This window comes from Boseongicola aestuarii (assembly GCF_900184815.1).
Lineage (GTDB): Bacteria > Pseudomonadota > Alphaproteobacteria > Rhodobacterales > Rhodobacteraceae > Boseongicola > Boseongicola aestuarii.
In genome coordinates, this window is sequence record NZ_FXXQ01000012.1 from 19383 (window position 1) to 31691 (window position 12309).

Here is a 12309-nt window from a genome sequence, read left to right on the forward strand (position 1 = left end):
ACGTCAACAATAACGGAGGAGCGCGCGTATAGGCGTGAGATCGACATCAACAGTTCGCGCTGTCAGCGGGAATTGTGTCAGTGAAGTTTGTTCGGTCTCTGCGCTTGGGGCGACTGCATTTCAGCCGTGATCGCCTCGGCTGCTGCTTTTGGGTCACCAGCCCGGTGAATGGGTCGGCCAACCACAACATGGTCAGCTCCCGCTGCAATTGCCTCGGCAGGGGTCATGACCCGCTTCTGGTCCCCAAGATCCGCCCCCGCCGGGCGCACGCCAGGCGTGACGATCAGGCGCCCCTCTGCCTGTGGCAAGGCGCGGATCAAGCCGGCTTCCTGTGGCGAAGCGATAACCCCGTGCGCTCCGGCTTCAAATGCACGTCCGGCGCGTTCCTGAACCAGATCCGGAATGCTTCCCGGGCGGATCTGCGCCGCGTCAAGGTCACCGCGATCCAGCGAGGTCAAGACGGTCACGGCGAGGATTTTCAGATCACTTCCACCAGCCCCTTCACGCGCCGCTCTTACAACGTGCGGATCACCATGCACTGTCAGGAAATCAAGGTCGAACTGCGCCAAACCCCGGACCGCGGCCTCAATCGTCGCACCTATGTCAAACAGCTTTAGGTCCATGAAAATCCGCTTGCCGTGCTCTTCCTTCAGCTCGACGGCAAGCGCCAGACCTCCTCCGGTCAGCATTCCCAGGCCGATCTTGTAAAAGGAAACTGAGTCCCCAAGCCTGGCGGTCAAATCCAGCCCTTCCAATGCGTTCGGGACATCAAGGGCAACAATCAAGCGGTCATCTGCGTTTGTCATGGCTGCCGACCTAGCCTGCGACCGACGCAAGAGCAAGAGAATGTGCCTGCCATATGGCTTTGGCCTTGAGCCGCTCAAGTCGCGTTCCCATATAGCGTTTGAGGCTCATCAATAGCATGCCGCTTGCCGGGTGTTAAAATCAGAGCGCTTTTAAAGGAGAGACCCATGGACTTAGAAAAGTTCACCGAGCGGTCGCGCGGCTTCTTGCAGGCCGCACAGACGATCGCAATGCGGGAAAGCCATCAGAAACTGGCGCCCGAACACTTGCTGAAAGCATTGCTGGACGATGATCAGGGCCTTGCGACCAACCTGATCAAGGCAGCAGGCGGCGCGCCGGAACGCGTCGTCGAAGCGGTGGACGCCGCACTTGCCAAGATCCCAAAAGTCACCGGGGACGTTGGCCAGACCTATATGGACCAACAGACCGCCAAAGTTCTCGACGAAGCGCAGAAACTTGCCAAAAAAGCAGGCGACAGCTTTGTGCCTGTCGAACGCATCTTGACGGCGCTTGCCGTGACACGGTCCAAGGCAAAAGACGCGCTGGATGCGGGTGCTGTGACCGCACAGAAGCTGAATGCGGCGATCAACGATGTCCGCAAGGGCCGCACTGCTGACACAGCCTCTGCGGAAGAAGGCTATGACGCTCTGAAAAAGTACGCGCGCGACCTGACCGAGGCTGCCCGCGACGGCAAAATCGACCCGATCATCGGGCGCGACGAAGAAATCCGCCGCGCTATGCAGGTGCTCTCGCGCCGCACTAAGAACAACCCCGTTCTGATCGGTGAACCCGGCGTCGGTAAGACCGCCATCGCCGAAGGCCTCGCCATGCGCATCGTCGACGGCGATGTGCCGGAGTCCTTGCGCAACAAGCAGCTCTTGTCGCTCGACATGGGTGCGCTGATTGCCGGTGCGAAATACCGCGGTGAGTTCGAAGAACGCCTGAAGGCCGTTCTTTCCGAGGTCACGGCGGCCGCAGGCGAAATCATCCTGTTCATCGACGAAATGCACACGCTTGTCGGCGCGGGTAAAGCCGATGGTGCAATGGATGCCTCGAACCTGCTGAAACCCGCCCTCGCGCGCGGCGAATTGCACTGTATCGGCGCGACCACCTTGGATGAATACCGCAAGCATGTCGAAAAAGACGCGGCGCTTGCTCGCCGCTTCCAGCCGCTCATGGTGAACGAACCGTCGGAAACCGATACGGTGTCGATCCTGCGCGGCATCAAGGAAAAGTACGAGCTGCACCACGGTGTGCGCATCTCGGACGCGGCCCTTGTGGCGGCGGCGACCCTGTCGCATCGCTACATCACAGACCGCTTTCTGCCGGACAAGGCCATCGACCTGATGGACGAAGCCGCCAGCCGTCTGCGCATGGAAGTCGACAGCAAACCCGAAGAACTCGACGCGCTGGACCGCGAGATCCTGCAAAAGCAGATCGAAGCGGAAGCCCTGAAGAAAGAAGACGACAAGGCCTCGAAGGATCGGCTTGAGAAGCTTGAGAAGGAACTCTCGGACCTTCAGGAAACCTCGTCTGAAATGACTGCGAAATGGCAAGCGGAACGGGACAAGCTGGAAGGCGCACGCGATCTCAAGGAGCAACTTGACCGCGCCCGTGCCGAGTTGGATCAGGTCAAACGCGAAGGCAACCTGCAACGCGCAGGCGAGTTGAGCTATGGCGTCATTCCGGGTCTCGAAAAGCAGTTGTCAGTGGCTGAGTCAGCGGATGATCTTATGGTCGAAGAAGCGGTTCGCCCCGAGCAGATCGCCGAAGTTGTCGAGCGTTGGACTGGTATTCCGACGTCCAAAATGTTGGAAGGCGAACGCGAAAAACTTCTGCGCATGGAGGACGAGCTTGCCAAGCGCGTCGTTGGTCAACGTCCGGCCGTCAAGGCGGTTTCAAATGCCGTCCGACGCGCACGTGCCGGGCTTCAGGACGAAAATCGCCCTCTGGGTTCGTTCCTGTTTCTTGGCCCGACCGGCGTCGGTAAGACTGAGCTGACCAAGGCGCTTGCAGAATATCTGTTCGACGACGAAAGTGCGATGGTGCGGATCGACATGTCCGAGTTCATGGAAAAGCACTCGGTCGCCCGCCTGATCGGCGCGCCTCCGGGCTATGTTGGCTATGACGAAGGCGGTGTGCTGACCGAGGCCGTGCGGCGCAGGCCGTATCAGGTGATCCTGTTCGACGAGGTCGAAAAGGCGCACCCCGAGGTCTTCAACGTCCTGTTGCAGGTTCTCGACGATGGCGTTCTGACCGACGGTCAGGGCCACCGCGTCGACTTCAAGCAGACGCTGATCGTGCTGACGTCGAACCTTGGCAGTCAGGCGCTCAGCCAACTGCCCGACGGTACGGACGCCTCAGAAGCGAAACGCGATGTCATGGACGCCGTACGCGCCCACTTCCGGCCCGAGTTCCTGAACCGGCTGGACGACCAGATCGTGTTTGATCGTCTGACGCGCGTAGACATGGACGGTATCGTTGATATTCAGCTTGGCCGCCTGCGCAAGCGTTTGGCAAAGCAGAACATCGGCCTTGAACTGGATGAAGCCGCCCAGAAGTGGCTGGCCGACGAAGGCTATGATCCGGTGTTCGGCGCACGGCCTCTGAAGCGGGTCATCCAGCGCGCCCTTCAGGATCAGCTTGCCGAGATGCTCCTTGCGGGCGACATCGGTGAAGGCACAACCGTCACCGTCACGGCGGGTGCCGATGGTCTCCTTGTGGGCGACCGCGTATCGACGTCAAACCGTCAGCCACCGGAAGACGCGGTGGTGCACTAAAGTCCCGAAAGGCCCCGCGCTATGCGGGGCCTTTTGTTCATGGGCGAGTTGAAAGGCCAAAGCCTGAATCCGCCCTTACCCACGGTGGAGGCTTCACGTGACGGACGCAATACTGGCCTACGAACCCCAGATCAGGATCTCGGTGTTCATTGCAATTCTAGCGGTCATGGCGCTCTGGGAAGTCGCGGCACCGCGACGACGTGTCGAAATTCCCCGCCTTCTGCGTTGGTCAAATAACCTTTCCCTCGTGGTCCTCGATGCGCTGATTGTCCGCCTGGTTTTTCCTGTGGTCGCCGTCGGATTGGCGCTGATCGTCTCGGGAAATGGCTGGGGTCTCTTCGCACTTGTGGACGTCCCGAACTGGCTCGCGATCGTGGTGACCATCCTGATCCTGGATCTGATAATCTATCTGCAGCACGTGGTCTTTCATGCCGTGCCAGCGCTGTGGCGACTGCACCGAATGCACCACGCCGATCTTGAATTCGACGTGACAACCGGGTTGCGATTTCACCCTGCTGAAATTCTCCTGTCCATGGCAATCAAGCTGCTTGTAGTTCTGGCGCTTGGCCCCCCGGCCATCGCGGTCCTGATCTTCGAAGTCCTGCTGAACGGGTCTGCCATGTTCAACCACTCGAACATTCGGCTGCCTGCGCGTGTGGACGCGGTCTTGCGGTGGGTAATCGTGACCCCCGACATGCACCGTGTGCACCACTCGATCCACCCCTCCGAGACCAACAGCAACTTCGGGTTCAACGTGCCGTGGTGGGATCGACTGCTAGGCACCTATAAGGCGCAACCGCGCGACGGTCATGAAGGCATGACCATCGGCATCGAGCAGTTCCGAAGTCGCCGCGAACTCTGGATCGACCGTATGCTGACCCAACCTCTCAAAGGTCCGGCAAGTGGATATCCGATAAACCGAACTGGCAAATCCGAAGTCAGCGACCAAGTGCCGCCTGAAAACTGAAGGCCCCTGACAAGCGGTCTGTCACGTCAAGCCTTCGCACGCCACCCAAAGCGCCTCGGGCACAGTGACTGTCTCCATCGGAACACGCCCAAATCCCGGCAATCGGCCGCGCCCATCCGCCTCAACACCTGCAATTAGCCCGGCCAAACGTTCGCCGAACTGGGGTGACGTTCCGGGATCGATCAGAATGAACACCTGCCCCAGATCGTGCGGCTCGCCTTCCGGTGCCTTCAACGGCTTCACGTCCTGAGACAAGCGTCCCCCCGTCAGACCTGCCGCCAAAATCTCGACCATAGCACCAATGCCCCAGCCCTTGGCGCCACCAGTGGACAACAAAGACCCCTTAAGCGCCGCCTCGGGGTCGGTTGTCGGATTGCCATCGGCATCCACAGCCCATCCCTCGGGAATTGGCTCGCCCGCTTCTTTAGCCATGTTCACAGCCCCAAGCGTGACAACAGTCGTCGCCTGATCAAACGCAAATGCGACACCGCCTGCGCCGTCCGGCACAGCAAAGGCTATCGGGTTCGTTCCAATCACCCGTTTTGACCCACCAAAGGGTGCCACAATCGGGCTGGCGTTGGTCACACCCAAAGCGATCAGCCCAGCCGCCGCCCCACGTTCTGTGAACCACCCCAAAGCGGTGCAGGTGTGCGCTCTGCCGATATACACTGAAACGATTCCCGTTTCGCGCGCAACTGTGACGGCCTGATCGAACGCCGCATCAAAAGCCACCTGCGCAAACCCATCGTCTGCGTACACCTTCAAAACCGAAGCGCGAACCGCCTCGACCGAGGGCGTCGCCCTGCGATTGATCCGCCCGGTCGCAAGCTGACGACAATAGCTCTCCAGATAATACAACCCGCAGATGCGATTGCTCCGAGCTTCGGCCCAGGCAATGGCATCCGCCATGATCCCCGCAGCATTCTCATTCGCACCATGCCGCAGCAAAGCGTCCTTCGAGACGCGCTCAATCTCACGAATGGAAACGTCGGGCATGGGGCAGGGTCCTCTCATTTGACCCGTCCAACCTAGTCACCCCAGCGCGCCCCGCAACCGACTAATCACCCCCGCCGGGAAGGCATCACGCCACCGCTGCGTTCGGTAATCTGCGCTGCCGCATGCGCAACCGATGCCCCAAACTCGGAAATTCGCGACGGATCAAACCGAATGCTCGGCCCCGAGATCGACACGCCCGCACAGGGCTTGCCGTACTCATCGAAAATCGCACTGCCGATACAGGACATCCCGTCGTGGCGTTCTTCCTTGTCAAAGGACCAGCCGCGTGCGCGGATCGTCGAAAGATCCTCAAACAGATCCGTGGGGCTAGTGTGCGTGTTCGCAGTGAACCTTTCTAATCCCGCGCGCGTCAAAAGTTGTCGCACCTGGTCTTCGGGCAGCGCCGCAAGGATTGCCTTGCCCGTTCCGGATGCATGCATCGCTGTCCGCGTGCTTGGCGGGAAAAACGCCCGGATCGGATTGTGCGTCTCGATCTGCCCGATGAACACAACCTCGGCCCCCTGCGGAACCGCGAGGTTCGCCGTCTCGCCTGTCTGTTCCATCAAAAGCTGCATCACAGGTCGCCCGATTTCGGCCAGATCGCGCCGCTTCAGAAATGCGGACCCCGTGCGAAAGGCCTCGATCCCGATCAGCCAGTCCTGACGCTCTTCATCAAAGGTCACAAACCCACGCTTCTGGAGTGTCGTCAGAATCCGATGCGTCGTCGCTGTCGGCACCCCGACTGCCAGCGAAAGATCCGTCAGTGTCATCCGATCCGCGCGCGCAATCGCGCTCAGAACCCCCAAAGCCCGGTCCAGGGATTGAAGCGTCCCGGCACTGCTTTCCGAGAACTGAGACTTTGGCCGTCCGCGCTGGCGCTTTGCTTGCTGCATGGTCCGAATCCTTGATGGCGATATCTGGAGCATAGTCTGATTAAACTGAAAATAATTTTCAATACTAAAAAATAGACGGAAAATGAAAAATTAAAAATTAATAAAGTCAGTATGATAGGCAATTAGTTATTTAAACGGAAAACGTTTTCAAGAAAATTGCACTAACTCAAATAGATGGTATGTTGGCTCAAGCAAATCGGAGAATCGAACGATGTCAGACCAGAACCCAGTCTTCATTCCAGGCCCAACAAACATTCCTGATCGCTTGTTGTCGGCCATGCATGTGCAAACGCGCGACCACCGAGCGCCGGATTTTGTCGAGACATTCGCGCCCGTTCTTGAAGACACCAAAAAAGTCTTCGCCACGACCACCGGCAAAGTCATTACGTTCCCATCCAGCGGTACCGGCGGCTGGGAAGCAGCCGTCACCAACACACTCAGCCCTGGCGACAAGGTTCTTGTTGCACGCTACGGCATGTTCAGCCACCGCTGGATCGATCTTTGCCAGCGGCACGGTCTCGACGTGCAGATCATTGAATGCCCATGGGGCAGCGGTGCGCCTGTCGACCGGTTCGAGTCAGCCCTTGCGGCTGACACCGGCCACGAGATCAAAGCCGTTCTTGTCACCCACAACGAAACCGCAACCGGGGTTAAGTCCGACATCGCCGGTGTGCGTAGCGCAATGAACGCCGCAAGCCACCCCGCACTTCTCATGGTCGACTGCGTGAGCTCGCTGGCATCGATGGATTTCCAAATGGACACTTGGCAAGTCGACATTGCTGTGTCCGGCTCGCAAAAGGGTTTCATGCTGGCCACCGGCATGGCGATCCTCTGCGTCAGCCCAAAGGCACTGGCCGCCATGGAGACAGCCAAACTGCCGCGCATCTTCTTCGACTTCCGCGACATGATGAAAGCAAACGCCTCTGGCGGTTTCCCCTATACGCCACCGCTGCAACTGATCTACGGCATGCGCGAGAGCCTGAAGATGCTGTTCGAGGAGGGTCTCGACAACGTCTACGCCCGCCACTTCCGCCTCGCCGAAGGCGTGCGCCGTGCCGTTGATGCATGGGGCCTCAAGCTGGTCGCCCAATCGCCTGACCTGTATTCCGACACCGTCAGCGCGATCTACGTGCCCGAGGGTTTCGACAGCAACGCGCTCACCGCTCATGCTTTCGACGCGTATGGCGTGTCCTTCGGCATCGGCCTTGGCGAGATGAACGGTAAAGCCTTCCGCATCGGCCACCTCGGCAGTTTGACCGACGTCATGGTTCTTTCCGGTCTGGCAACGATTGAAATGGCGATGGCCGACCTAGATTACCCGGTGAAGCTGGGAAGCGGCGTCGCTGCCGCGCAGGAGTACTTCCGTACTTCCCGCGCCCCTGCCGCCAAAGCCGCAGCATAAAGGACAAGACACATGCTGGATTACACCACAGCCGAGGGCCTGACGATTGAGCACATGCGCGAGGCGCACGAGCGGATCAAACCCTACATCAACCGCACGCCGGTTCTGCGATCGCAGTATCTGAACGATCTCACCGGGGCCGACATTTACTTCAAGTGCGAGAACTTTCAGGAAGCTGGCGCCTTCAAGGTGCGCGGTGCCTGCAACGCGGTTTTCGGGCTGACGGATGAACAAGCCAGGAACGGCGTCTGCACGCACTCCTCCGGCAACCACGCTCTGTCGCTCAGCTATGCGGCCGGTCGTCGAGGCATTCCGTGCAACGTTGTCATGCCGCGCACGGCTCCGCAGGCCAAGAAAGACGCTGTGAAACGCTACGGCGGCACGATTACCGAATGCGAACCGTCCACAACCTCGCGTGAAGCCTCCTTCGCCGAGGTCCAGGCCCGCACCGGCGGCGAATTCGTCCACCCCTACAACGACCCCCGAGTCATCGCTGGTCAGGCGACCTGTTCGGCGGAGCTTCTTGAACAAGTCGACGGCCCGCTTGACGCCGTGGTCGCCCCCATCGGTGGCGGCGGCATGATCTCGGGCACTTGCCTGACGATCTCGAACCTCGCCCCGAACACCAAGATATACGCGGCGGAACCCGAGCAGGCCGATGACGCTTACCGCTCCTTCAAAGCGGGTCACATCATCGCCGACGACGCGCCCGAGACGATTGCCGACGGTCTCAAGGTGCCGCTGAAGGAAAACACCTGGCACTTCGTGTCGCACTTCGTGACCGACATCCACACTGCGTCCGAACAAGAAATCATCGACGCGATGAAGATCACGTGGAAATACCTGCGCATCGTCATGGAGCCAAGTTGCGCCCCGCCATTGGCGACGATCCTGAAGAACCCCGAGGTTTTCAAAGGCAAGCGCGTCGGCGTCATCGTCACGGGCGGCAACGTCGATCTCGACAAGTTGCCGTGGCTCTGAGCCCCGAAATTAGAACAAACGAACAAGACAGCCCCTAAAGGAGCAACGATATGAACAAGGCAATCAACCTCTCCGACCTCGAAGTCGGCTACGACATCCCTGCCTCCATCGGCATGGACGAAGCCGACATCTCTACCCCGTCGCTGGTCCTCGATCTCGACGCGCTTGAGCGCAACATCAAGAAGATGGGCGACTGGGCGAAAGAGCACGGCATGCGCCACCGCGTGCACGGCAAAATGCACAAATCCGTTGACGTGGCCCTGCTTCAGGAGTCGCTCGGCGGCTCTTGTGGTGTCTGCTGCCAGAAAGTCTCGGAAGCCGAAGTCTTCGCGCGCGGCGGCATCAAGGACGTTCTCGTTTCAAACCAGGTGCGCCAGCCGGAGAAAATCGACCGCCTTGCGCGCCTTCCGAAGCTCGGCGCACGCACCATCTGCTGCGTGGACGACCTTGCGAACGTTGCTGACCTTTCAGAAGCGGCTGTCCGCCACGGTACGCAAATCGAATGCCTCGTTGAAATCGACTGTGGCGCAGGCCGCTGCGGCGTGACGACAACGCCCGCCGTAGTCGAAATCGCAAAAGCCATCGACGCGGCCGAGGGCCTCAAGTTCGCTGGCATCCAGGCCTATCAGGGCGCGATGCAGCACATGGACTCCTACGAGGATCGCAAAGCCAAGATCGCCCTGGCAGTTGCTCAGGTGAAAGACGCCGTCGACACGCTGAAAGCAGACGGTATCGAGTGCGACATCGTCGGCGGTGGCGGCACCGGTTCCTACTACTTCGAAGGCACCTCGGGCGTTTACAACGAACTTCAGTGTGGATCCTACGCCTTCATGGACGCCGACTATGGACGCATCCTCGACAAAGACGGCAACCGCATCGACCAGGGCGAATGGGAGAACGCGCTGTTCATCCTGACTTCGGTCATGAGCCACGCCAAGGCCGACAAAGCCATCGTAGACGCAGGCCTCAAAGCCCAGTCCGTCGACAGCGGCCTGCCAACGATCTTCGGCCGCACCGACGTGCAATACGTCAAATGCTCTGACGAGCACGGCGTTGTTGCTGACCCCAACGGCGTTCTTAAAGTGAACGACAAGCTCAAGCTGGTCCCTGGTCACTGCGACCCGACCTGCAACGTGCACGACTGGTATGTCGGCGTACGCAACGGAAAGGTCGAAACGCTCTGGCCCGTCTCGGCGCGCGGCAAAGCCTACTAAGCCGCCCGGCACGAAATCATGAAGGGCGCCTCTGATCGGGCGCCCTTTAAAGTCAAAACGCACAGAAAGACCTCAGACCATGACCGATACACAAAACGACGGCCTGCTCATTGTTGGCGAAGATCTCTGCGAGAAACTCGTTGGCCGCGCTGACGCCTTTGAAGCCGTTGAGGCCGTTTTCGCCGCAATGGCCAAAGGCGACGCCTATAACTTCCCGGTCATCCGCGAAGCCATCGGATATGCCGACGCGCTCTATGGCTTCAAGTCGGGGTTCGACCGTGCAGGTAAAAACCTTGGCGTGAAATCCGGCGGCTTCTGGCCCGGCAACATGGCCAAGGGCCTCACCAACCACCAGTCCACCGTGTTCCTGTTCGATCCAGACACCGGCAAACTTTCTGCCCTCGTCGGTGGCAACTACCTTACAGCCGTGCGCACCGCCGCGTCCTCGTCCGTCTCAATCCAGCACCTTGCCCGCAAGGATGCCAAAGTGCTCGGCATGGTCGGCGCTGGTCACCAGTCGCACTTCCAGATGCGCGCCGCCGCCGAACAACGCGACTTCGAGAAAGTCGTCGCCTGGAACCCGCACCCCGATATGCTTCCGAAGCTTGGTGAAACCGCCAAAGAACTCGGTCTTGAATTCGAAGCCGTCACCCCGGAACAGCTTGGTGCGCAGGCCGACGTCATCATCACGATCACATCCGCCTTCGAACCACTACTGATGAAGGACTGGATCAAACCCGGCACCCACATCGCCTGCATGGGCACGGATACCAAAGGCAAGATGGAAGTCGATCCTGCCCTCGTCGCCGCCGCCACCGTCTTCACCGACGAGATCGCTCAGTCCATCAGCATCGGCGAAGCACAACACGCCATTGCCTCGGGCGCCCTGAAGGAAGACCAGATCACCCCCATCGGCAAAGTCATCAACGGCGACCACCCGGGCCGCACCAGCGAAGCCGAGATCACCTTGTTCGACGGCACCGGCGTTGGCCTGCAAGACCTCGCCGTGGCCTCGGTCGCTGCGCGCCTTGCCGCCGAAAGCGGCGAAGCGATCCGCGTCAAGCTCTGACCCAAATGCAAAAAAGCCCTGCCAAAGAGCAGGGCTTTTTCATTTCTGTCGTTCAGCGGTTCTTAGGCTGTCTGATCGTCCAGCTTGGCGTCCGGTGCGTTTTTCGCGACCGAAGCAATACCATTCTCACAAGCCGAGTTGCTCTCGTACAACTCGGAAGTCCCGATCACCTGACCGTTGGCCGCCTTCAGGTTGAACATCGGCTTGCCCGACTTGGATGTCTTACGCTCAAACCGCGCGTCATTTGCCGAGTTCTTGCGAACCGACTCGATGCCGTTCATGCAGCTTGGTTTGCGCTTGTAGCCTTCACTGGCCAAAATCGTCTGGCCATTGCCAGCTTTCAGACGAAAGCGAAACTCGCCGCCCTTGTCTTTGTAAACTTCAAATTTCCCTGCCATCCTGACTGGACCTCTTGCTTTTGGTTAACACGACACGCGTGACTCCCGCGTGGTGACCACACTACCGCATAGTTTCATTTCGCCAAGATGCCTGTCGCGCATTTTTTGGGCGTTTCGGGGCATTTGGGCCCGGTTATAGGCAACGGACTGGCGTTTTTGCGCCAGAACAATCCCAGCCCCCTCCCCAGAATTGTCCCGAATGCCCGCTTTCCACTCGGCAAGACTTCGCGCGATCATTCGAATTTGACTGTTCTGCCCCACCGCCGCCGCATTGTTTGCACATTTCAATCCCACCTTCATGTCATCCCAAGCGGTATTGGGAGTGGCACAAAGGAGGCGCGACAAGCGCACAAGCTATGAGTAAAGTACATCGAATTGCAGGTCTGAAAATATCAAGGGTCGTCCAGCGGACACCGTCGACCGATCCGCTTCAGGATTTCTGGACGCCGAAAGACGCCCTTCCTGATCTTGAGCCCCCCGAAGAAAAGCTGCGCCGCAATGGTCGGCAGATCTTCTCGGCGGATACCATTACATTGTCGCACAGCTCGTCGATGGAGGACGTGTTCGATCCCAAAAGGCGCCCTGAAAACGGTAACGCGACCGAGCGGGTCACGGTTTATGTAATGAACCTGATCGTGATGGTCATGGCGCTGCCCGTCGGGCTGGGGTTGTTGTTCTTCAACATCCTGTTCGGCGAAAATCTCCGCACGACAGCCCATGTCATCGCCCTGACAGGGATGGCCATGGCACTGGCGACCATGCCGGGCAACACCGACCTTTTGCGGTTCCTCTAAAAGAATATCGC

At 59.3% G+C, this 12309-nt stretch carries 11 protein-coding genes; 7 read left to right on the forward strand and 4 right to left on the reverse strand.

Translation table 11 applies throughout. The features are described from left to right. Positions 1-77 precede the first annotated feature (77 nt). On the reverse strand, positions 78-806 hold the full coding sequence (gene pyrF / locus BOA8489_RS15770; protein WP_093975275.1) for an orotidine-5'-phosphate decarboxylase: 729 nt from the start codon (positions 804-806) through the stop codon (positions 78-80). Positions 807-971: 165 nt separating this feature from the next. Here pyrF and clpB point away from each other — a divergent pair, with 165 nt between their 5' ends. Together clpB and BOA8489_RS15780 are read left to right on the forward strand one after the other, a co-directional pair. Next, positions 972-3584, forward strand: a complete 2613-nt coding sequence (gene clpB, locus BOA8489_RS15775; protein WP_093975276.1) for an ATP-dependent chaperone ClpB — start codon at positions 972-974, stop codon at positions 3582-3584. Between the two features lie 97 nt (positions 3585-3681). Continuing rightward, positions 3682-4551: a sterol desaturase family protein gene (locus BOA8489_RS15780; protein WP_245813909.1), complete on the forward strand. Its 870-nt coding sequence runs from the start codon at positions 3682-3684 to the stop codon at positions 4549-4551. A 21-nt stretch (positions 4552-4572) separates the two neighbouring features. Here the strand turns inward: BOA8489_RS15780 and BOA8489_RS15785 are convergent, their stop codons facing one another. After that, a complete protein-coding gene (locus BOA8489_RS15785; RefSeq protein WP_093975277.1) occupies positions 4573-5547 on the reverse strand; it encodes an Ldh family oxidoreductase in 975 nt (324 codons plus the stop codon). Between the two features lie 65 nt (positions 5548-5612). After that, positions 5613-6440 (reverse strand): HTH-type transcriptional regulator BhcR, encoded by an 828-nt coding sequence (bhcR, locus tag BOA8489_RS15790; RefSeq protein WP_093975278.1) that lies wholly within the window; start codon positions 6438-6440, stop codon positions 5613-5615. Positions 6441-6651: 211 nt separating this feature from the next. Between bhcR and bhcA the strand changes: the two genes are divergently transcribed. The 4 genes from bhcA (at position 6652) to bhcD (ending at position 11106) form a co-directional block, all read left to right on the forward strand. After that, positions 6652-7842 carry an L-aspartate--glyoxylate aminotransferase BhcA gene (gene bhcA / locus BOA8489_RS15795; protein WP_093975279.1) on the forward strand — a complete coding sequence of 397 codons (1191 nt, stop codon included), beginning with the start codon at positions 6652-6654 and terminating at the stop codon, positions 7840-7842. Positions 7843-7854: 12 nt separating this feature from the next. After that, entirely contained in the window at positions 7855-8823 is a 969-nt protein-coding gene (bhcB, locus tag BOA8489_RS15800) for a beta-hydroxyaspartate dehydratase BhcB (RefSeq protein ID WP_093975280.1), read from the forward strand. Between the two features lie 50 nt (positions 8824-8873). Continuing rightward, the gene (bhcC, locus tag BOA8489_RS15805) at positions 8874-10037 is read left to right on the forward strand and encodes a 3-hydroxy-D-aspartate aldolase BhcC (RefSeq protein WP_093975281.1); all 1164 of its coding nucleotides are present in this window, start codon (positions 8874-8876) and stop codon (positions 10035-10037) included. A gap of 79 nt (positions 10038-10116) precedes the next feature. Next, positions 10117-11106, forward strand: a complete 990-nt coding sequence (gene bhcD, locus BOA8489_RS15810; RefSeq protein ID WP_093975282.1) for an iminosuccinate reductase BhcD — start codon at positions 10117-10119, stop codon at positions 11104-11106. Positions 11107-11168: 62 nt separating this feature from the next. Here bhcD and BOA8489_RS15815 read toward each other — a convergent pair whose 3' ends face one another. Then, positions 11169-11504, reverse strand: a complete 336-nt coding sequence (locus BOA8489_RS15815; protein ID WP_093975283.1) for a YegP family protein — start codon at positions 11502-11504, stop codon at positions 11169-11171. A gap of 356 nt (positions 11505-11860) precedes the next feature. Between BOA8489_RS15815 and BOA8489_RS15825 the strand changes: the two genes are divergently transcribed. Then, positions 11861-12298, forward strand: a complete 438-nt coding sequence (locus tag BOA8489_RS15825) for a hypothetical protein (RefSeq protein WP_093975285.1) — start codon at positions 11861-11863, stop codon at positions 12296-12298. Positions 12299-12309 lie beyond the last annotated feature (11 nt).